Here is a 20735-nt window from a genome sequence, read left to right on the forward strand (position 1 = left end):
CGAATTCAAAGATCGTTATTAACGAACGAATGCCCGGTTTATGCAGGTAGGCCGGTGTTGCAGATGATGACCGATGGCTTATCAAGGATCCTGGTAAGGATGATTACCGCGGATTCTTCGCCATTCAGCCGTAGGTCGGACCTGAGGCGCTCGATGTCGACGGCGGAGCCGCGCTTCTTGATGGTGACATTGCCGATTTTCCGCTCACGGAGCAACGCGCGAAGCTTTTTCAGCGAGAACGGGAGGGCGTCGGATATTTCGTATCTCCTCGCCCAGGGGGTGTCGATCGCATCGTCACCGGTGATGTAGGCGATCAACGGGTCGAGCAGGCGTCCGCCCACGATTTCGCACACCTCGCCCACGAGGTGCGCCCGGATGGCCGCGCCGTCCGGCTCGTAGACGTACCTGCCGATCGGGCCGACCGGGGCCTCGGCTCCCGTGGCGGTCAACGTGTGCCCGCCGGGCAGCAGGGTGGCGCGCCGCGTCGCCCCCTGGAGGCCGGTCCAGAGCGCGGCCTCCTTGACCTCGCCCTTGTACGAGACCCACTCGGCCTCGGCGCCGCCAGGGATGAACTCGTACGGGATGCCGGGGGCGACCTTGACGCACGCGCGGGCGGCCCTCGAGACCAGGTCGAGCACCACCGGCCAGGGCGGGGAGTAGGCCATGGGGTCGAACGTCCTGCCCCTGCTCGTCCGCCTGGCCGGGTCGGCGAACAGCACGTCGTAGTCCTCCGGCCTGACCTCGGCCGCGTCCGCCACGGACACCGTCACCCTGTCGCCCAGCCCGAGCGCCTCGGCGTTGGCCCTGGCCACGGCGGCGGTCAGCGGGTCGGTGTCCACGGCGGTCACGGTGCAGCCGGCGCGGGCCAGCGCGAGGAAGTCACCGCCGATGCCGCAGCAGGCGTCCACCACGCGGGGCGGACTCGGCTGTGATCCGGTCAGCCGGCGGGCGCGGTGCTCGGCGACCTCCACCCGGGTGGACTGCTCCAGCCCGTGCGGTGTGAAGTACATCCGCTCCGCGTCCGCGCCGAACTTGGCCCTGGCGCGCTCCCTCAGCCCGGCCTGGGTCAGCGCGGCGGAGGTGAGTGCGGCGTCGTACGTCCTGCGAAGCTTTGTGGCGGCCGCGACCGGATCGGCGCCCGCCAGCGCCCCGGCCTCCGACAGGGCTCGCTGGCCGCGCGGGGTCAGCAGCTCGTTGAAGGCGTCGAGGTCCACATCACCCGACGTTAGCGCCACGCCCGAGTAGGTCGGGCCGAGGACGTACTGTGGAGTGGGCAGCCGGGGGTCTGATCGCTCTCAGCAGACGCGTTCGTGTTGACTGTCAAGCCCCTCTTGCATATGTTTCCTGTTGGCACTCTCCCCTTGAGAGTGCCAACGTGCGACGAGGCAGGTCTGACACCCGCGACGGCAGGCCCAGCTGGTCGCCTCTTCTAGATCATTCAAATCTGAAGGGGAGGTCCGATCGTGACGACCGCCACTAAGGTTCCCGTTAAGCCGCTCGGCGACCGCATCGTGGTCCAGCCGCTTGAGGCTGAGCAGACGACCGCTTCCGGCCTGGTCATCCCAGACACCGCCAAGGAGAAGCCGCAGGAGGGCAGGGTCCTCGCGGTGGGCCCGGGCAACTGGGACGAGGACGGCGACAAGCGGATTCCGCTCGACGTCTCTGAGGGCGACATCGTCCTCTACAGCAAGTACGGCGGCACCGAGGTCAAGTACGGCGGCGAGGAGTACCTCGTGCTCTCCGCCCGCGACGTTCTCGCGATCATCGAGAAGTAAGCCGGATGTGTCGGGCCCCGGGCGCTCTTGAGGGCGGCCGGGGCTTTCGACGCTAGGAGAGGACTTTCAGCAATGGCGAAGATCCTGGAGTTCGACGAGGACGCCCGCCGCGCGCTCGAGCGCGGTGTGAACGCCCTCGCGGACGCCGTGAAGGTAACCCTCGGCCCGCGTGGCCGCAACGTCGTCATCGACAAGAAGTTCGGTGCGCCGACGATCACGAACGACGGTGTGACCATCGCTCGTGAGATCGAGCTGGAGGAGCGCTACGAAAACCTCGGCGCCCAGCTCGCCAAGGAAGTTGCCACCAAGACCAACGACATCGCGGGTGACGGCACCACCACCGCGACCGTCCTGGCCCAGGCCATGGTCCGCGAGGGCCTGCGCAACGTGGCCGCCGGCGCCTCGCCGCTGTCGCTCAAGCGCGGCATCGACAAGGCCGCCAGGGAGATCAGCGACAAGCTGCTCGCCAGCGCCCGCCCGGTCGAGGACAAGAAGGAGATCGCAAACGTCGCCACGATCTCCGCTCAGGACGCGCAGATCGGCGACCTGATCGCCGAGGCGTTCGACAAGGTGGGCAAGGACGGTGTGCTCACCGTCGAAGAGTCCAACGCCATGGGCATGGAGCTCGAGTTCACCGAGGGCATGCAGTTCGACAAGGGCTACGTCTCTCAGTACATGGTGACCGACCCCGAGCGGATGGAGTCCGTCCTCGAGGACGCCTACATCCTGCTCACCCAGGGCAAGATCTCCTCCATCGCGGACTTCCTGCCGCTGCTGGAGAAGATCGCCCAGACGAAGAAGCCGCTCCTCGTGGTCGCCGAGGACGTCGAGGGCGAGGCCCTGGCCGTCCTGGTCACCAACAAGATCCGCGGCACCTTCACCTCCGTGGCCGTCAAGGCCCCGGGCTTCGGCGACCGCCGCAAGGCGATGCTGCAGGACATGGCCATCCTCACCGGCGGCCAGGTCGTCAGCGAGGAGGTCGGCCTCAAGCTGGAGCACGTCGGTCTCGAGGTGCTCGGCCAGGCCCGCCGCGTCGTCGTCACGAAGGACAACACGACCATCGTCGACGGCGCCGGTGACCAGGCGGCCATCGAGGACCGCGTCAAGGAGATCAGGCTCGCCATCGAGCAGTCCGACTCCGACTGGGACCGCGAGAAGCTGCAGGAGCGCCTCGCCAAGCTCGCCGGCGGTGTGTGCGTGCTGCGCGTCGGCGCCGCCACCGAGGTGGAGCTGAAGGAGAAGAAGCACCGCCTCGAGGACGCGATCTCCGCGACGCGCGCCGCGATCGAGGAGGGCATCGTCTCCGGCGGTGGCTCCGCGCTGATCCACGTCTCCAAGGGTCTCGACGACCTCGGCCTGTCGGGCGACGAGGCCACCGGTGTCGGCGTCGTCCGCCGCGCCCTGGTGGAGCCGGCCCGCTGGATCGCCGAGAACGCCGGTCTCGAGGGCTACGTGGTCACCCACAAGGTCGCCGAGCTGGAGGCCGGTCACGGCCTCAACGCCGCGACCGGCGAGTACGGCGACCTGATCGCGCAGGGTGTCATCGACCCGGTGAAGGTCACGCGCTCGGCCGTGCAGAACGCGGCGTCGATCGCGGGCATGCTGCTCACGACCGAGGCGCTCGTGGTCGACAAGCCCGAGGAGGAGGCCCCGGCCGCCGGCCAGGGTCACGGTCACGGCCACGGCCACTGACCCGTCCCCCCTTTTCGCTCGTCACGGTCCGCACCCGTCAGGGGTGCGGGCCGTGCGGCTTTTATAAGTCTTGCGCTCGCCCCTTTGGCGAGGGCCGTGCGGCTTGCGTGCCTTGATCCGCGACACCGACCCGGACACCGTGACCGTGACCGCGATCCGCAGCGCCGTTCCCGTCCCGGCATGGGGACCCACCACGGTCGCTGTGCTCGGGGGTGCCATCCACAGCATGACCCCGGCCCGCGGCATCGACGCCGACACCGCCCTGCGCGACGCCGCCCTCCTCACCCGCCACCTCGCCGCCGCCGACCGCCCGCTGCTGGAGGCGATCGGCGCATACGAATCCGAGATGATCTCGTACGGCTTCGCCGCCGTCCGCGCTGGCTCGTACGGTGAAGACATGGGTCACTACCTCGATCAGTCCATGATCGGGTGGGAGACCGTCCTCGATCAACAAGACCAGGTCGACGAGATCCTTCATCCGGGTATTCGGCCGGGAGTCGTAGTCCCGGGTGAGGGCGTGCAGCTTCTCGGCGAAGTGCTGACGACGGTCGACTGAATCGATCGTGCGTGGCGGGATATCGGCGAAGGAGAGCACACCCGGCAACATGATCCGCTCGGTCGCCGCCAACTCCTCGCCACGCAGCACGACGTCCAGCCGGATCTGGGCAAACGTCTTGCCGCCCAGCGCGCAGTCCACGGAGAAACGCCAACCAGGACGACCAGCTGAATCTGCGTCCAAAGTGACGGGCTTCCCAACGGAGAACACGAACCCGATCTGTGTAGTTGAGGCGTCTCCGTGTTGCCCAGGGGAGCCTTGCGGCTCAGGGCTCGCCTGGCTGTAAAGCCAAGCGGGTGCACTCGCGGCGGTGGCTGCTGGCTGCCGAAATGAACGCCGCCCAGTAGGAGACCGTCCCGGCCAAATGCGGTATCGGGGTTGCGTCCGAGGGGTGCGGGGACCGGCAGGTCCCCGCCTGGGGGTGTGGGGGCTTGCTCCCCACAGGGCGCTGCCCGGAGCCCCGTCCGCGCGAAGCGCGTCCCCTGTGGAGGACCATGCGTTTCCTCTGGGGCCACTTGGGCCTCTGGGGCCGCCTTGGGCCTCTGGGGCCGCCTTGGGCCGCCTTGATGGCTCATGGGATCCCCCTTGGAGTCTCGGGCTTCGTCTTGGTGGCCTGGGGAGAATTGGGGGAAAAGGTGGATTATTGGAGTAAACCGGAAGTAGGGGATAAGCGTCTGGGGTCTGACAATTGACGTGCATTCCGGGTTATGTGGTGAAACATTATGTCTGTTGATAAGGCTTAGTGTGGTCAATTGATTACTGCTGGTTATCGTCGCTTCAATGTGACCAATCCGTAGCCGTTCCCCATGACGACAGGCCGGATCAGTGCGGGCATCATGCCTATCGTGAGCGAGGGAAGCGTCGCCGACGCCAAAATTGGGGTAAGGCTCGCGTCGAGACTTCCGGCACGGACGGATGACTCCGACCTTAGGGAACTGACGAGCCTCGCCGTGCAGGGGGATCGCACTGCGATCGAATCCCTGCTCGGTGAGTTGCGTCCGATGGTGGTGCGGTATTGCCGCGCCCGGTTGGGCAGGGTTTCTGGGCAATATCACATTGCCGATGACGTAGCCCAGGAGGTGTGCATCGCGGTCCTGTCCGCGCTGCCGCGATACCGGGACATGGGGCGGCCGTTCGCCTCCTTCGTGTTCGGGATCGCCTCGCACAAAGTGGCCGACGCGCTGCGGAGCTCGGTGCGCTCGGCCGTACCGACGCAGGATCTGCCTGACGGCCCGGACGACGGGCCGGGGCCCGAGGAGACGGTGGTCCGCTACATCGAGGTGGAGCACGCGCGCAGGCTGCTGGCCAGGCTGCCCGACAATCAGCGCGAGTTGCTGCTGTTGCGAGTGGTGTCTGGGTTGTCTGCGGAGGAGACCGGTAATGTACTCGGTATGTCACCGGGTGCGGTCCGCGTCGCCCAGCATCGGGCGCTGGCCAGGTTGCGGCAGATGGCTGAGCTGGAGTCGGCTTGACGCCAGCAGAGGAGGAGACCGACGCGCTGCTCGATGCGCTCGGTCGTGGGGAGATGCCTGACTCAGGCGATCCAGCCGCGCGGTTGCTGGCCGCGCTGCTCGATGATGTCGGTCAGCGGCGCTCCTCCGTGTCGATGACGCCGTCGACATAGCCTCTGGCGTACTCCCAGCTGACGTAGTCCGCCGGGTCGGGGTGAAAGGCCGGCTCGTGGACCTGCGGCTGGCCTTTCTCGATCATTTGTCGTAGGTTGCCGCGCAGCAGCTCCCAATCGAAGAAGTGCTGCTCGCCGCATTCGGGGCAGTCGAGTACGAGACCCAGCACTCCCTGTGGTTCGAGCAGGGAGCGAAAGACCTCGACGTCGGCGAGGTCCGTGATGGCCTCGTCACGCTCGGCCGCGGTGAGCGGCTCGGCGTCGTCGAGCGCGCCCATCGCCGAGGAAGGGTCATTCGGGTCGTCCGCGAACGGGTCGCGGGGGACGTCTTCCAGCACCTTCCCACCATATGACCGAAGCGGCCCGAGCGGTGGACATTACCTCAGCCATCCGCGCCTGGCGGCCTCCACGCCGGCGTGGAAGCGCGATTGAGCACCCAACTCGGTCATGGCGTCCGCGAACCTCGCCCTGACCGTTCGGACCGAAACCCCTAGCTGGCGGGCTATGGAGTCGTCGCACATCCCCTGAGCCGCCAGGCGGAGGACCTGGACCATCCCCTCGCTCCTGCGGCCGCCCCACGGCAGCGGCACGGCCCTGGCCCACAGCTCCTTGAACAGCGCCCGGAGCAGGCCCACGACGACGGGCGTGCGTACGAGATAGAAGTTGTACGCGTGATCGGGCAGGTTGCCGCCCCAGAACGGGGGCAGGCCCGCCACCTCCGACCCCGCGGTCATGAACCAGCTCGGCACCCGGTCCAGCGTGCGTACCTTGCCGCCGGCCTCGAGCAGGCGGGTGAGCTGGTCGCGTACGCCCGGCAGAACCAGGGTCGCCACCGGGACGATCGCATGAACCGCGAGAAGTTTTCGTTTCTGCGCGTCAATCCATGGATCCGCAAATTTCCGGGCAAAGTCTGTCATGGTGCGTTCGTCGGGAAGCGCGGTCATTAATGCCATTGGCGGGGACTGTACGGCTATGCCGACCACGCTCTCGTACAGCACGTCCGCCCCGTTCACCAACTCCACGGTGAAGGTGCCGCTCTGGTAGTCGCGCCCGGCGTCGTAGTCGCGGATCAGCGACCGGATCGAGCCGAGCGCGGTGTCGATGCTGCGGCTCTCCTCCGCCAGCCGGTCGAGCCGCTCGGCGATCACCCGGCCCAGGGCCGCTGCGGGGTGTCTGGCCAGGTATTCGCCGGACTGCTCGTCGACCACGCCCAGCTTGACGAGGTCGTCGAGCTGGCGGCCGACCTTGTCGATGGGACCGTCCATGGCCTGGGCGAGATCGGTGAGTGTCGCTCGATGCAGGCGCAGCACCGCGGAGTACAGAGCGGTCTGCGCCGGGTCGAGGCCCAGAGTCTCAAAGGGATCAGACACTGTACGGGACTGATTGCGCATTACGGGCGGCTCCGTCGGGGGGACACGGGCGTGCCGTGAGAATAACCCCGCAATACGCTCGTGTCCGCCCATTGCCGGGACTGGAGGGAAGCAGTGTGCAACTTCGTGCACTTGCACGTTTTCACATTGCGTTGTTCCGTTGAGTAACGCAGGCTTTACCTAGCGTCGGCATCCTGCAAGGGCTGCGGTGGCACCGGCCATCAGGACGCGGAGGGGGGTTCGGTGGCGCGGGGCGCTGCCTCACCCGGATGCCGGTGGCCGGGGGATGGGACGGATCACCGACCGGCCCATCCCCCGGCACTTTTCATGCCGGGGGTACGACGGGCCGTGGGGGTCATCGTGCTCCCGGCATCCCTTTCGCACTACGGCCCGGCCCGCCACCGCGAGGCACGGCCGGCGCGCGGCGTGTCCAGGGCATGGGCGCTGGGGCGCGGTTTGGAGGCAGGGCCTAGACTTGGCTCAATCAGAGCAACGGCAGGAGGGGGCCGCAGCATGTCCAAGTTCACCGATACGGGTTTGACCTTCGATGACGTGCTGCTTGTGCCCGCGTATTCAGATCTGCAGCCGGGCGAGGCCGACACTAGTTCGCGCCTGTCCCGCAACATCACGCTGTCCATCCCGCTGGTCTCCGCGGCCATGGACACCGTCACCGAGGCCCGCATGGCGGTCGCCATGGCCCGCCAGGGCGGCATCGGCATCCTGCACCGCAACCTGTCGGTAGAGGAGCAGGCCCAGCAGGTCGACCTGGTCAAGCGGTCCGAGGCCGGCATGGTGACCAACCCCGTGACCTGCAGCCCCGACGACACGCTGGCCGACGTCGAGCGGCTCTGCGGCACGTACCGGATCTCGGGTGTGCCCGTGACGGACGTGGACGGCACGCTGCTGGGGATCGTGACAAATCGCGACATGCGCTTCGAGACGGACCACTCTCGCCTCGTCCGCGAGGTCATGACCAAGATGCCGCTCGTCACTGCCCCGGTGGGCGTGTCGCGCGACGAGGCGTTCGCGCTGCTCCGGCATAACAAGATCGAGAAGCTGCCCCTGGTCGACTCCGACGGCAGGCTGCGCGGCCTGATCACGGTCAAGGACTTCACCAAGAGCGAGCAGTACCCGCTGTCCACCAAGGACGCCGACGGCCGGCTGATCGTGGGGGCGGCCGTCGGCGTCGGTGGCGACGCCGAGTTGCGGGCCAAGGCACTGATCGAGGCCGGGGTCGATGTGGTGGTCATCGACGTGGCCCACGGTCACTCCAAGGGCCTGGCCGACATGGTCGGCAAGATCAAGGCCAACAGCAAGATCGAGGTCGTCGCGGGCAACATCGCGACCAGGGCCGGGGCGCAGATGCTGGTCGACGCGGGGGCCGACGCGGTCAAGGTGGGCGTCGGGCCCGGCTCGATCTGCACCACGCGGGTGGTGGCCGGGGTCGGCGCGCCGCAGGTCACGGCCATCTATGAGGCTTCCAGGGCGTGCGGGCCCGCGGGCGTGCCGGTCATCGGCGACGGCGGCCTGCAATACTCCGGCGACATCGTCAAGGCCATCGCGGCCGGCGCGGACACGGTGATGCTGGGCTCGCTGCTCGCCGGGTGCGAGGAGTCGCCGGGTGAGCTGATCTTCATCAACGGCAAGCAGTTCAAGTCGTATCGCGGCATGGGCTCGCTCGGCGCGGTGCGCAACCGGGAGCGCGGCGGCACCTCCTTCAGCAAGGACCGCTACGCCCAGGCCGACGTCGGTGGCGACGACAAGTACATCCCCGAGGGCATCGAGGGCCAGGTGCCCTACCGCGGCCCGGTCGCGGCCGTCGCCCACCAGCTGATCGGGGGCCTGCGCCAGGGCATGTGGTACGCCGGCTGCCGCACGATCGAGCAGATGCACACGGACTGCGAGCTCATGCCGATCACGTCGGCGGGCCTCAAGGAGAGCCACCCCCACGACATCCAGATGACCGTGGAAGCTCCGAACTATCACAGAAGGTAAGTTCATGACTCAGCAGGTGGAGATCGGCCGGGGTAAGGCCGGGCGGCGGGCGTACTCGCTTGACGAGATCGGCCTGGTTCCCTCGCGGCGCACCCGGGACCCGGAGGAGGTCTCGATCGCCTGGCAGATCGACGCCTACCGGTTCGAGCTGCCGGTAGTGGTCGCCCCCATGGACAGCGTGGTGTCGCCGGCCACCGCGATCGAGATCGGCAGGCTCGGCGGTCTCGCGCCGCTCGACCTCGAAGGGCTCTGGACGCGGTACGAGGACCCGTCTTCGCTGCTGGAGGAGTGCGCCGCCCTCGACGCGGCGGCGGCCACCAAGCGGCTTCAGGAGATCTACGCCGCGCCCATCCAGGAGGAGCTGATCGGCCGGCGGATCGAGGAGGTCCGGGCCTCCGGCGTGACCACCGCTGTGCGGCTGTCCCCGCAGCGCACGGTCCAGTACCACAAGGCCGTGATCGACGCGGGCATCGACATCTTCGTCATCCGCGGCACCACCGTGTCGGCCGAGCACGTGTCGGGCCGGGCCGAGCCGCTCAACCTCAAGCAGTTCATCTACGAGCTCGACGTGCCGGTCATCGTGGGCGGCTGCGCCACCTACACCGCGGCCCTGCACCTGATGCGCACGGGCGCGGCGGGCGTGCTGGTGGGCTTCGGCGGCGGCGCCTCGCACACGACCCGCAACGTGCTGGGGGTGGCCGTGCCGATGGCCACCGCGATCTCGGACGTGGCGGCGGCGCGGCGCGACTACATGGACGAGTCGGGCGGCCGCTACGTGCACGTGATCGCCGACGGCGGCATGGGCACCTCCGGCGACATCGCCAAGGCCATCGCCTGCGGGGCCGACGCCGTGATGGTGGGCTCGCCGCTGGCCCGGGCGGCCGAGGCGCCCGGCCACGGGTTCCACTGGGGCTCGGAGGCACACCACCCGGACCTGCCCCGTGGGCGGCGGGTCGAGTTCGGCACGGTCGGCACGCTCGAGCAGATCCTGCACGGGCCGTCGAGCGTGGCGGACGGCTCGATGAACCTGATGGGCGCTCTCAAGCGGACCATGGCCTCCACCGGCTACTCGGACATCAAGGAGTTCCAGCGCGTCGAGGTCGTGGTGGCCCCGATCCAGCGCTGACGCCCATGCCCCGAGGCCGCGGCGGTCGCCGTCCGCCGCGGTGCCGCCCAGCCCGGCGGGGCGGATCAGCACGACCGCGCGTAACCGGGCCATCGACCGGTTGCGCAGGGAGTCGGCCGGGCGACCTGCTGCGGCGGCTGGGGCGCGAGCAGGAGGCCGGGGCGGCGTACGAGGCGGCGATCGCGCGGGCGGGTAGTGAGGTGGAACGGGAGTTTCTCCGCAGTCCGGGGGGAATCATGACGAGGGTCTGTGTGGTCACGGGGGCCAACCGGGGGATCGGGCTCGAAGTGGCCCGGCAGCTTGCCCTGGCCGGCGACACCGTGGTGCTGACGGCCAGGGATCCGCGCAAGGCCGAGAAGGCCGCCGCCGGGCTCAGCGGGGCGGTGGAGCCCAGGCAGCTCGACGTGTCCCAGCCCGGGTCCGTCGAGAGGTTCGCCCGCGAGCTGGCTCATGAGCGGGTGGACGTGCTGGTCAACAACGCGGCCATTCACTACGACACCTGGCAGCGGGCCTACAGTGCCGATCTGGGCGTCGTGCAGGAGGCGCTGGACACGAATCTCTTCGGGGCGTGGCGGCTGACGCAGGCGCTGCTGCCGCTGCTGCGGGTTAGCGGGCACGGCCGGGTGGTGAACGTCTCCAGCGAGGTCGGATCGCTGGCCTCCATGGGTGCGGGGACGCCGGCCTACGCGGTCTCGAAGGTCGCGCTGAACGCGCTCACCAAGATGCTCGCCGCCGAGCTGCGCGGCGAGGGGATCCTGGTCAACGCGGTCTGCCCCGGGTGGGTAGCGACCGACATGGGCGGCCCCGGCGGGCGGCCGGTCGCGGAGGGCGCGAAGAGCGTGTTGTGGGCGGCCGACCTGCCGGACGGCGGTCCGACCGGCGGGTTCTTCCGCGACGGTCGCGCGCTGCCCTGGTGATCGCTGTCACGCTGCCCGACGTGTTCGGCCAGGAAGAGATCCACAAGCTCGTGACCTGCGCTGTTGAGAGGTCGGTGCCCTAGCATGCGGGCATGGCCGACCTTCGCCACACGCACGAGCTGGCCTTCGCCGGCGACGTGGTCATCAAGCGCTATATGGACAGCAAGCCCGGCGCGGCCGAGCGCGAGTGGCGCGCGCTGAACCTGCTGGCCGAGTACGCCCCCGGCCTGGCCCCCGAGCCGATCGGCTACGAGGCGGGCGTGGTGACGATGTCCCGGATCGACGGGGTGCCGCTGCGCGGGCTGCTCGCCAAGGCCGTGCACGTCGCGGCGCTGGTCGAGGCGCTCACCGAGCTGCACACGGCGGTGCCGTCCCAGGTGCTCGAGACCGTCCCGCTGCGCCCGTGGCAGCTCGAGGCGATCGCCGAGTGGGTGCGGCGGCGCGGCGCGAGTTGGGAGTCCAGGGACCCGCTGGCGGATCGGGCGGTGAAGGAGGGCCTGCGGTGGCTGGGGAGCTGGTCACCGGGCGAGTCGGGGATCACGCCCGTGTTCGGTGCGGGTGACGGCAACCTGGCGAACTTCCTGTGGGACGGCGCACGCGTCCGCATCGTCGACTACGAGGACTCGGGGCGCAGCGACCTGGCCTTCGAGCTGGCGGAGATGGCCGAGCACGTGTCGATGTGGGTGGACGGCGAGGTGGAGATCGCCCACCGGTTCGAGCTGAGCCCGCAAGAGGAGCGGCGGCTGCGCGAGTGCCGCAAGGTGCACGCCCTGGCCTGGTTGTTCCTGCTCTCGCACGAGCACCCACGCAATCCGCCGGGCACCTTCCGGCGGCAGGTCGAACGCGTGCTGGCAACATTGGGCGCATGAGACTGGCAGGGGCCGCCGACAAGGCCGCCGTGGAACGCCTGGTGTACGACGCCTACTCGCCGTGGATCGAGGTCGTCGGCATGCGGCCGCTGCCGATGGAGGCCGACTACGCCGCGCTCATCGACGCTGGCCTGGTGCACGTCACAGACGAGCTCGACGGGCTCATCGTGCTCGTCCCCGAGGACGGCGTCCTGCTGGTGGAGAACGTCGCGGTGCGCCCAGGCCGCCAGGGCAAGGGCCTCGGCCGCGCGCTCATGGCCTACGCCGAGGAGGAGGCGCGCAGGCTGGGGCTGCCCGCGCTGCGCCTCTACACGAACGTCAAGATGGCCGCCAACATCGCCCTGTACGAGTCGCTCGGCTACATCGAGACCGGCCGCCAGGGGATCGAGGGCCGCTCCGCGGTGATGCTGCGCAAGCAGCTCAACCTGTGAGGACCCCCAGGAGGTGGCTGACCTCCCTGGCCACCGCGTCCCGCCCCGCCTTGAGGTATTTGCGGGAGTCGACCACGCGCTCGTCGTGGGCCAGGTAGTCGCGCACCGCGCCGGTGAACGCCTTGTTCAGGTGAGTCGCGATGTTGATCTTCTTCATGCCGTTCCGCACGGCCTCGCGCAGCACGTCGTCGGGCACCCCTGACGAGCCGTGCAGCACCAGCGGCACCGGCACCGCGGCCCGCAGCTCGGCGATGAGCTCCAGGTCCAGCACCGCGTCCTTGGTCGTCATGGCGTGGGAGGTGCCCACGGCCACGGCGAGCGCGTCCACGCCGGTCCTGGCCACGTAGTCGACCGCCTCGTGCGGCTTGGTACGCGCGCCGGGGGCGTGCACGCCGTCCTTGCCCCCGACCTCGCCCAGCTCGGCCTCCACCCACACGCCCCGCTCGTGGCACCAGGCGGCGACCTCGGCGGTCGTGCGTACGTTCTCCTCGTCGGGCAGCGCCGAGGCGTCGTACATGACCGAGCCCAGGCCCAGCACCACCGCCTCCTCGACGAGCGCCCGGTCGGTGGCGTGGTCGAGGTGGACCGCGACCGGCACCTCGGCGCGCCTGGCGACCGACAGGGCAGCCAGCGCGACGGGCTCCAGCGCGCCGTGGTAGCGGACGCAGTTCTCGCTGATCTGCAGGACGACCGGCAGGCCCAGGGCCTCGGCGCCGGCCACGATGGCGGTGGCGTGTTCGAGCTGGATCACGTTGAACGCGCCCACCCCTGCGGGCGATTGGCGGACGATGTCGCCGATGGCGGCGAGGGGCATGCCGGGCTCCTTACGTGATGATGATCTGGGGGTGTATGTCGGCGTACACGTCGGGGTCGAAGTCGCCTGCCACGGGCGCGGCCACGGCGGCCGCGCCCAGCGCCGCGGCCCGCCTGAGGCGCTCGGGCCACGGGGCCGACTCCACCAGGCCCAGCGCCAGCCCGGCCACGAGCGAGTCGCCCGCCCCCGTCGGGTTGCCTTGCACGGTGTACGGCATGCGTGCCGTGAACGTTCCCTCCCCGGTGACCGCCAGCAGCCCTTCGGCGCCCATGGACACCACCACGGCCTCGGCGCCCTGGCTGCGCAGCGCCTGAGCCCCCTCGGCCGGGGTGCCGCCGGGCACGGCCCTGGCCAGCTCCTCCTTGTTGGGCTTGACCACGGAGGGGCGGCCCTTGGGGGCGTGGCGCAGGGGGTCGCCGTCGGCGTCCACGATGGCGGGCACCGCCCTGTCGGCCGCGATGGCCGCCAGGGCGGCGTAGGTGTCGGCGGGGACGCCCCGGGGGAGGCTGCCCGAGATGACGACCGCGTCCGCGGTGGCGAGGAGTGATCCGTAGCGCCGCACGAAGCCCGCCAGCTCGGCGGGGGTGACCTCGGGACCGGGCTCGTTGAAGAGCGCGGTGCGCGTCCCCCGCTGCTCCGAGACGGCCAGCGTGGTGCGGGAGTCGGTGGCGATGGTGTGCAGCGCGCTGGGCAGGCCCGCCGCCCGCAGGTCGTCCTCGATCGCCTGACCGGTGGGCCCGCCCGCCAGCCCGGTGACCAGCACGTCGTGGCCGAGCGCGGCCAGCACGCGGGCCACGTTGACGCCCTTGCCGCCCGCCCGCCTGTGGACCGCGCCGACCCGGTTGACCCCGTCCCAGTCCACCTCCGGAACCTGGTAGGTCACGTCGAGCGCGGCGTTGAGCGTCACGGTGAGGATCATCGGGGCTCCGTGACCCAGACGCCGTCCTTCATCACCCCGGCCACCTCCAGCGAGTCGGACAGCACCACCAGGTCGGCCGCCTTGCCCACGGCGATCGAGCCGATCCTGTCGGCGAGCCCCAGCACCCGCGCGGGCGTGAGGGACGCCACCTGGACGGCGTCGGGCAGCGACATCCCGACCTCCTGGACGCTGCGCCGGAACGCGACGTCCATGGTCAGCGTGGACCCCGCGATCGAGCCGCCCTCGACCAGCCTGGCCACGCCGCCGTCCACCCGCACCCGCATGGAGCCGAGCAGGTAGTCGCCGTCGCCGAGCCCGGCGGCCGACATCGCGTCCGTGATCAGCGCCGTCCTGCCGGGCCCCGCCACCTCGTACGCCAGGCGCAGCATGGCCGGATGCACGTGCACGCCGTCGTTGATCAGCTCGACCGTCACCCGCTCGTCGTCGAGCAGCGCGGCCACCGGGCCTGGCGCGCGGTGCCCGAGCGGCGGCATCGCGTTGTAGAGGTGGGTGGCCACGCTCGCGCCCGCCTCGATGCCGTCGAGCGTCGTGTCGTAGTCGGCGTCGCTGTGGCCGAGCGCCGCGATCACGCCTTCGGCGCCGGCCATGCGGATCGTGTCGAGCGCGCCGGGCAGCTCGGCCGCGATGGTCACCATGCGTACGTGCCCGCGCCCCGCCTTGAGCAGCCCCGCGAACTCCCGCGGCGACGGCTCCCGCAGCAGCGTCGGGTCGTGCGCGCCGCAGCGGGCCTTGGAGATGTACGGGCCCTCGAAGTGGATGCCCGCCAGCAGCCCTTCCTCGCACAGCTCGGTCAGCGCCGAAGCGGCCCTGGTCAGACCGTCGAGCGAGTCGGTGACGAGGCTGGCCATCGTCGTGGTGGTGCCGTGGCGCCGGTGCAGCTCGACCGCCTCACGTGCCTTGTCCTGCTCGCCGGTCGGGAACGAGCCGCCCGCCCCGCCGTGATTGTGGATGTCCACGAACCCCGGTATGACGTGCCGCCCGCCCACGCTCAGACCCTGGCCTGGGGCGGATCCGCGGCCGACATGCGTGATGCGGCCGTCTTCGATGGTCAGCCACCCCTCGTGAACTCCCTCGGGAGTCACGATCCTGGCGTCGGCAAGAGTAAGGCTCATGAAGAAAGGATCACAGATCGCGTGAGGTGCATGGGCTCGTCGGGGTTCAGCCCTTGGGCGAACGCCCTGGCCACGGCCACCCGCTGCGCCCTGATCAGCTCGGCCATCGGGTCGAGCGTGGTCTCGAAGAACGTCCCGCCGGTCTCCTCGACCTGTGCGCGCAGGCCCTCGGGCGCGGCGCCGAGCATCCACGTCACGCGCCCGGGGGCGGCGATGCTGATCGGGCCGTGCCGGTATTCCATCGCCGGGTACGCCTCCGTCCACGAGCGCGACGCCTCGCGCATCTTCAGCGCGGCCTCCTGAGCCAGCCCGACCGACCAGCCGGTGCCGAGGAAGCTGAACTGCTCGGCCTTGACCAGCTCGTCCGGCAGCGGCGCGGCCAGGGCCGCCTCGGCGTCCGCGACGGCCTGCGTGAGGTCCTCGCCGAGGCTGGCGCGCAGCAGGGCGAGCTGCGTGGTCGCGAACCTGGTCTGCACGACCGACCGCTCGTCGGCGTAATCGAGCACGACGACCTCTCCGGCGGCCTCCATGATCGGCGTGTTGGGGTCGGCGGTGATGGCCGTGGTCTTCGTGGCGGTCCTGGCCAGCAGCTCCAGCACCTCGGTCGTGGTGCCGGAACGGGTCAGGGCGAGCACGCGGTCGTACGAGCGGTCGATCGGGGCCTCGGAGGCGGCGAAGGCGTCGGTCTCGCCGTGCCCGGCCCGCTCGCGCAGCGTGGCGTACGCCATCGCGATGAACCACGACGTGCCGCAGCCGACGACGGCGACCCGCTCGCCCTGGCGCGGCAGCGCGTCGGAGGGAACGCTCGCGACGGCGCGGCGCCAGCACGACGGCTGCGACGCGATCTCGGCCTCGGTGTTGGTGGTCACCACTTGCCTCCCCGCATATTGATTGTTTCTGCTGGTTTTATACCAGGAAAGTGCATTAATGAACACTGGTGGCTCTGTCCTGTGCCGTTGTGCCACGCTTGCCCTTGTCCCCATCGCCTAGGAGGCCTCGTGTCCCGCTACGACCGCTGGAACGCCATCCTTGAGCTGCTGGCCCAGGAAGGCAGGCTGTCGGTGGAGGAGGCCGCCCAGGCGCTCGACGTCTCCACCGCGACGATCAGGCGGGACTTCGATCAGCTCGCGCAGCAGCAGATGCTCATGCGCACGCGGGGCGGGGCGGTCGCGCAGAGCGTGAGCTACGACCTGCCGCTGCGGTACAAGACGGCCAGGCATGCCGACGAGAAGCACCGCATCGCCGACGCGGCGGCCGAGCTGGTGACGCCCGGGGCCGTGGTGGGGCTCAACGGCGGCACCACCACGTCGGAGCTGGCACGCACGCTCGCGACGATGTCGACGCTGGAGAGCGGGTTCACGGTCGTCACGAACGCGCTGAACATCGCGGCCGAGCTGACCGTCCGGCAGCACGTCAAGATCGTCGTGACGGGTGGGGTGGCCAGGCAGCAGTCGTACGAGCTCATCGGGCCACTGGCGACCGGGGTGCTGGAGCAGGTGACGCTGGATGTGGCGTTCCTTGGGGTGGATGCGCTGGACGTCGAGGTGGGGGCCTCGGCGCACCACGAGGGTGAGGCCAGCGTCAACCACCTGCTGATCAGCCGGGCGGCGCAGGTCGTCGTGGTGGCGGACTCCTCCAAGATCGGCAAGCGGGCCTTCTCCCGGATCTGCCCGATCGGCCAGATCGACACACTGGTCACGGACGCCCGGCTCTCGGATGCGCTGGCCGCGGAGCTCACCGACGCGGGCGTGAAGGTCATCCGCGCCTGACCCGGTGTCTGTCCCTTCCGTCCCATTGAAGGAGTGAGGGCCTTGGGGGTCCCGACGTAGCGGGAGGCGGTGGGTTGGACGCGTGCGGCGGTTCGCGCGGCGCTGGGGCGGGTCCGCACTTGGGCGGTGGCGTTACAGGGCGAGGGGCCCGAGGGTAGGTATGGAGCGCAGGCGACAAAGCCGTACCAGGGGGAAATATGACACCGGGAAGGTGCGTGGCTCGGCTCGGGCCCGCGGAGCGGACCGAGGCGCTGGAGCGCATGGCCGCGCAGGACTTCGACGTGGTCGTGGTGGGCGGCGGTGTCGTTGGGGCGGGGATCGCGCTGGACGCCGCGACCCGGGGGCTCGACGTGGCGCTGGTCGAGGCCAGGGACTTCGCCTCCGGCACGTCGTCTCGCTCGTCCAAGCTGATCCACGGCGGCCTGCGTTACCTGGAGCAGCTCAACTTCGAGCTGGTGCGCGAGGCCCTGCAGGAGCGCGCGCTGCTGCTGCAGCGGATCGCGCCGCACCTGGTCAGGCCGGTGCCGTTCCTCTTCCCGCTGACCCACTTCGTGTGGGAGCGGCCGTACGTCGGCGCGGGCGTGGCGCTCTACGACACGCTCGGCATCGCGACCGGGATCACCCGCGGCGTGCCGGGGCATCGGCACCTGTCCAGGTCGCGGGCGCTGCGGCTGGCCCCGGCGCTGAAGAAGACCGCCTTCACGGGCGCCGTGCAGTACTGGGACGCGCAGGTCGACGACGCGCGTTACGTGACGACCCTGCTGCGCACCGCCGCGACCTACGGCGCCCGCATCGCGCCGCGGGCGCAGGTGGTGGGGTTCCTGCGGGAAGGCGAGCGGGTCACCGGCGTACGCGTGCGCGACCTGGAGCTGGGCGACGAGCTGGAGGTACGCGCCCAGCAGGTGGTGAACGCCACCGGCATCTGGACCGACGACATCCAGCAGCTCGTCGGCGGCCGCGGTCAGATCCACGTACGCGCCTCCAAGGGCATCCACCTCGTGGTGCCCAGGGACCGGATCCACTCACTGACCGGGATCATCCTGCGTACGGAGAAGTCGGTGCTCTTCGTGATCCCCTGGGGCCGGCACTGGATCATCGGCACCACCGACACCGAGTGGACCCTCGACAAGGTCCACCCGGCCGCCTCCCGCCTCGACATCGACTACCTGCTCGACCACGTGAACGCCGTCCTGTCCGTCCCCCTGACCCGGGACGACGTCGAAGGCGTCTACGCGGGGCTGCGGCCGTTGTTGTCCGGCGAGTCCGACGACACGTCCAAGCTGTCCAGGGAGCACGTGGTGACGCACCCGGTGCCGGGCCTGGTGATGATCGCCGGCGGGAAGTACACGACGTACCGGGTCATGGCCAAGGACGCGGTGGACACGGTGGTGCACGGGCTCGACCAGCGGGTGCCGGGCTCGTGCACGGACCGCATCCCGCTCGCCGGCGCCGAGGGCTACCAGGCGCTGTGGAACGCCAGGCACCGCCTGGCCCAGACCTCGGGGCTGCACGTGGCCAGGATCGAGCACCTGCTGCAGCGCTATGGCTCGCTGATCGACGAGGTGCTGGAGCTGATCGAGCACGACCCGTCGCTGGGCAGGCCGCTGTCGGGGGCCGACGACTACCTGCGCGCCGAGATCGTCTACGCCGCCACCCACGAGGGGGCCAGGCACCTCAACGACGTGCTGACCCGGCGTACGCGCATCTCCATCGAGACCTTCCACCGCGGCCTGGCGGTGGCCCAGGAGGCGGCCGAGCTGCTGGCCGGGCCGCTCGACTGGGACGGCGAGCAGGTGAAGAGGGAGGTGGAATACTACGCCAAGCGGGTCGAGGCCGAGCGGCGCTCGCAGGAGCAGGACTCCGACCAGGAGGCCGACGCGATCAGGCTCGGCGCGCCGGAGATCGTCCCCGTCGTCCTTCCGGAGCATTCATGAGTGAACCGTCGAAGAAGTTGTCCGACCCCCGCCAGTTGCTGGAGGGCTATCTCGACTACTACCGCGAGGAGATTCTGCGCAAGCTGGACGGGTTCCCCGAGCCCGAGGTGAGCCGGGTGCCCACGGGGTGGACGCCTGCCGCGATGCTCAAGCACCTGGCGTACGTGGAGCGGCGCTGGTTCCAGTGGGACTTCGCGGGCGAGCAGGTGGCAGACCACATGGGAGACCGTGACGAGGAGGGCGCACTCGTCGCGACCGAGTCGCTGGAGGAGCTCAAGGACGTCTACCTGGCGGCGTGCGAGCGGTCCAGGCAGATCGTGGCGAGGGCGCAGCTGTCCGACGTGGCCTCGCAGATCGGCAGGTTCCAGCCGCCCAAGGAGCCTCCGACGCTGGGCTGGATCATGTTCCACGTCCTGGAGGAGTACATGCGGCACGCCGGGCACCTCGACATCGCCCGCGAGCTGGCCGAGAACTGAAAGGGGGGCGGGCGGCACGCGGTGCTGCGGGATCCGCGTACCGCCCTTCCGGGATGGTCCTCTAGTACTGCGTGGAGTCGTGCACGTCGAGCAGCGGCTCCTTGACGCCGTCGCCGGAGTCGTCGGTCCAGTTGGAGTTGCCGGTGGAGATCAGCTTGGTGCGTACGGCCAGCGCGCCCGCCCTGGTCGTCGGCTTGCGGGTGCCCGCCGTCAGGATGCCGGCCGCGCCCGCCACGTGGGGGCTGGCCATCGAGGTGCCGCTGATCGTGTTGTAGCCGCCGTTCATCCACGTCGAGTAGATGCAGGTGCCCGGTGCGGTGATCTCGACGGTGGCGCCGAAGTTGGAGTAGAACGCCGAGGTGTCGTCCTGGTCGGTCTCGCTGCGGCACGAGAGCGTGCTGCCGCCCGCGCCGCCGGGCAGGCCGTCGTTGTCGGTCAGCGCCGAGACGGTGACCACGTCCGGGTGGTTGGCGGGGAAGAACGCGGAGGTGTTCGCGTGGCTGTTGCCCGCGGCCACGACGACCACGATGCCGCGGTTGACGGCGTTCGTGATCGCGCTGCTGATGGCACTGCTCGAGCAGCCGTTGCAGCCCAGGCTCAGGTTGATGACCTCGATCGTGGACGAGCGCGCCACGACCCAGTCGATGCCGGCGGCGATGCCGGACAGGGTGCCGGAGCCGGCCGCGTTGAGCACCTTCACGCCGTGGATGCGGGCGCCGGGCGCGACGCCGACCGAGCCGGCGGTGTTGTCCTTGGCGCCGACGATGCCCGCGACGTGAGAGCCGTGGCCGTTGTCGTCGGTGCCGGTGTTGTTCAGGCAGATGCCGCTCACGCAGTTGGCGCGGGCGACCACGTTCAGGTCGGGGTGGGTGTAGTCCACGCCGGTGTCGACGACTGCGACGTCCACGTCGACGCGCACGTCATCGACGCCGTCGATGTCCAGGTTCGGGTTGCTGGGGGCGAAGATGCGCTTGACGCCCGTGGGCGTGGTCTGGGCGAACGTCGTCACCACGGCGTCGGGCTCGACGCTGAGCACGTTCGGGTTCTGCTTGAGCTGCTCGGCGGCGGTGGCGCTGAGGCGGGCGGTGTAGCCCTTGAACGCGTGCTCGTAGACGCCGACGAGCTCGCCGCCGTGCTGGGACACCTGGTCCTGGGCGGCGGAGCGGGGCGCCGCCCGCAGTGTCGGCTTGAGCTGGACGATGTAGGTCTCCTGCGCGGCCTGGGTCTCTTGTGCGGCGGCGGAGGCGGCCGGCGGCGTCAGGGCTAACGCCAGCGCGCTGACGAGCAATGCAAGCAGGGGGGTGCGTGATCGCATGGCAGCGTGGGCCCTTCCTG

20 protein-coding genes are annotated in these 20735 nt (G+C 70.0%); 11 read left to right on the top strand and 9 right to left on the bottom strand.

Annotated features, from left to right (window positions below; translation table 11 throughout):
* Positions 1 to 38 precede the first annotated feature (38 nt).
* Positions 39 to 1214: a class I SAM-dependent methyltransferase gene (locus ABN273_RS01505; protein ID WP_349446751.1), complete on the bottom strand. Its 1176-nt coding sequence runs from the start codon at positions 1212 to 1214 to the stop codon at positions 39 to 41.
* 249 nt (positions 1215 to 1463) lie between these two features.
* Here ABN273_RS01505 and groES point away from each other — a divergent pair, with 249 nt between their 5' ends.
* The gene (gene groES, locus ABN273_RS01510; RefSeq protein WP_113700125.1) at positions 1464 to 1775 is read left to right on the top strand and encodes a co-chaperone GroES; all 312 of its coding nucleotides are present in this window, start codon (positions 1464 to 1466) and stop codon (positions 1773 to 1775) included.
* 72 nt (positions 1776 to 1847) lie between these two features.
* Positions 1848 to 3467 carry a chaperonin GroEL gene (gene groL, locus ABN273_RS01515; protein WP_349446752.1) on the top strand — a complete coding sequence of 540 codons (1620 nt, stop codon included), beginning with the start codon at positions 1848 to 1850 and terminating at the stop codon, positions 3465 to 3467.
* Positions 3468 to 3528: 61 nt separating this feature from the next.
* Here groL and ABN273_RS59350 read toward each other — a convergent pair whose 3' ends face one another.
* Positions 3529 to 4722: a nucleotidyl transferase AbiEii/AbiGii toxin family protein gene (locus tag ABN273_RS59350; protein WP_502910900.1), complete on the bottom strand. Its 1194-nt coding sequence runs from the start codon at positions 4720 to 4722 to the stop codon at positions 3529 to 3531.
* Positions 4723 to 4859: 137 nt separating this feature from the next.
* On the opposite strand from ABN273_RS59350, the gene ABN273_RS01525 reads away from it, so the two are divergent.
* A complete protein-coding gene (locus tag ABN273_RS01525) occupies positions 4860 to 5495 on the top strand; it encodes a sigma-70 family RNA polymerase sigma factor (protein ID WP_091102327.1) in 636 nt (211 codons plus the stop codon).
* A 112-nt stretch (positions 5496 to 5607) separates the two neighbouring features.
* On the opposite strand, the gene ABN273_RS01530 is transcribed toward ABN273_RS01525, so the two are convergent.
* Positions 5608 to 5985, bottom strand: a complete 378-nt coding sequence (locus ABN273_RS01530; protein ID WP_090930411.1) for a DUF5319 domain-containing protein — start codon at positions 5983 to 5985, stop codon at positions 5608 to 5610.
* Between the two features lie 39 nt (positions 5986 to 6024).
* Positions 6025 to 7017, bottom strand: a complete 993-nt coding sequence (locus tag ABN273_RS01535; RefSeq protein ID WP_349446754.1) for a helix-turn-helix transcriptional regulator — start codon at positions 7015 to 7017, stop codon at positions 6025 to 6027.
* Between the two features lie 513 nt (positions 7018 to 7530).
* Here ABN273_RS01535 and guaB point away from each other — a divergent pair.
* The 5 genes from guaB (at position 7531) to ABN273_RS01560 (ending at position 12355) form a co-directional block, all read left to right on the top strand.
* A complete protein-coding gene (gene guaB, locus ABN273_RS01540) occupies positions 7531 to 9012 on the top strand; it encodes an IMP dehydrogenase (RefSeq protein WP_349446755.1) in 1482 nt (493 codons plus the stop codon).
* Between the two features lie 4 nt (positions 9013 to 9016).
* The gene (locus tag ABN273_RS01545; RefSeq protein WP_349446756.1) at positions 9017 to 10138 is read left to right on the top strand and encodes a GuaB3 family IMP dehydrogenase-related protein; all 1122 of its coding nucleotides are present in this window, start codon (positions 9017 to 9019) and stop codon (positions 10136 to 10138) included.
* Between the two features lie 236 nt (positions 10139 to 10374).
* Positions 10375 to 11055, top strand: a complete 681-nt coding sequence (locus ABN273_RS01550) for an SDR family oxidoreductase (protein ID WP_349446757.1) — start codon at positions 10375 to 10377, stop codon at positions 11053 to 11055.
* A gap of 92 nt (positions 11056 to 11147) precedes the next feature.
* Complete coding sequence (locus ABN273_RS01555) at positions 11148 to 11924, top strand: phosphotransferase family protein (protein WP_349446758.1); 777 nt, start codon at positions 11148 to 11150, stop codon at positions 11922 to 11924.
* The gene (locus tag ABN273_RS01560) at positions 11921 to 12355 is read left to right on the top strand and encodes a GNAT family N-acetyltransferase (protein ID WP_349446759.1); all 435 of its coding nucleotides are present in this window, start codon (positions 11921 to 11923) and stop codon (positions 12353 to 12355) included. The genes ABN273_RS01555 and ABN273_RS01560 overlap by 4 nt, the downstream gene beginning before the upstream one ends.
* On the opposite strand, the gene ABN273_RS01565 is transcribed toward ABN273_RS01560, so the two are convergent.
* From ABN273_RS01565 to ABN273_RS01580, 4 genes are read right to left on the bottom strand one after another with little or no spacing between them, the layout of a single operon-like run.
* Positions 12345 to 13169, bottom strand: a complete 825-nt coding sequence (locus ABN273_RS01565; protein WP_349446760.1) for a class II fructose-bisphosphate aldolase — start codon at positions 13167 to 13169, stop codon at positions 12345 to 12347. The two genes, ABN273_RS01560 and ABN273_RS01565, sit on opposite strands and share 11 nt — an antisense overlap.
* 10 nt (positions 13170 to 13179) lie before the next feature.
* On the bottom strand, positions 13180 to 14088 hold the full coding sequence (locus tag ABN273_RS01570; RefSeq protein WP_349446761.1) for a 1-phosphofructokinase family hexose kinase: 909 nt from the start codon (positions 14086 to 14088) through the stop codon (positions 13180 to 13182).
* Positions 14085 to 15221 carry an N-acetylglucosamine-6-phosphate deacetylase gene (gene nagA / locus ABN273_RS01575; RefSeq protein ID WP_349446762.1) on the bottom strand — a complete coding sequence of 379 codons (1137 nt, stop codon included), beginning with the start codon at positions 15219 to 15221 and terminating at the stop codon, positions 14085 to 14087. Before nagA ends, ABN273_RS01570 begins: the two co-directional genes overlap by 4 nt.
* Entirely contained in the window at positions 15218 to 16090 is an 873-nt protein-coding gene (locus tag ABN273_RS01580) for an SIS domain-containing protein (RefSeq protein ID WP_349446763.1), read from the bottom strand. The genes nagA and ABN273_RS01580 overlap by 4 nt, the downstream gene beginning before the upstream one ends.
* Positions 16091 to 16219: 129 nt before the next feature.
* Between ABN273_RS01580 and ABN273_RS01585 the strand changes: the two genes are divergently transcribed.
* The 3 genes from ABN273_RS01585 (at position 16220) to ABN273_RS01595 (ending at position 19400) form a co-directional block, all read left to right on the top strand.
* Positions 16220 to 16990, top strand: coding sequence for a DeoR/GlpR family DNA-binding transcription regulator (locus tag ABN273_RS01585; protein WP_349446764.1), 771 nt, complete (start codon positions 16220 to 16222; stop codon positions 16988 to 16990).
* 197 nt (positions 16991 to 17187) lie between these two features.
* Positions 17188 to 18924, top strand: a complete 1737-nt coding sequence (locus tag ABN273_RS01590; RefSeq protein ID WP_502910902.1) for a glycerol-3-phosphate dehydrogenase/oxidase — start codon at positions 17188 to 17190, stop codon at positions 18922 to 18924.
* Complete coding sequence (locus tag ABN273_RS01595) at positions 18921 to 19400, top strand: DinB family protein (RefSeq protein WP_349446765.1); 480 nt, start codon at positions 18921 to 18923, stop codon at positions 19398 to 19400. Before ABN273_RS01590 ends, ABN273_RS01595 begins: the two co-directional genes overlap by 4 nt.
* A 61-nt stretch (positions 19401 to 19461) precedes the next feature.
* Here ABN273_RS01595 and ABN273_RS01600 read toward each other — a convergent pair whose 3' ends face one another.
* Positions 19462 to 20715 carry a S8 family serine peptidase gene (locus tag ABN273_RS01600; RefSeq protein WP_349446766.1) on the bottom strand — a complete coding sequence of 418 codons (1254 nt, stop codon included), beginning with the start codon at positions 20713 to 20715 and terminating at the stop codon, positions 19462 to 19464.
* Positions 20716 to 20735 lie beyond the last annotated feature (20 nt).

Origin of the sequence: Nonomuraea sp. B19D2, from assembly GCF_040137845.1 — a bacterium.
Classification (GTDB): Bacteria; Actinomycetota; Actinomycetes; order Streptosporangiales; family Streptosporangiaceae; genus Nonomuraea.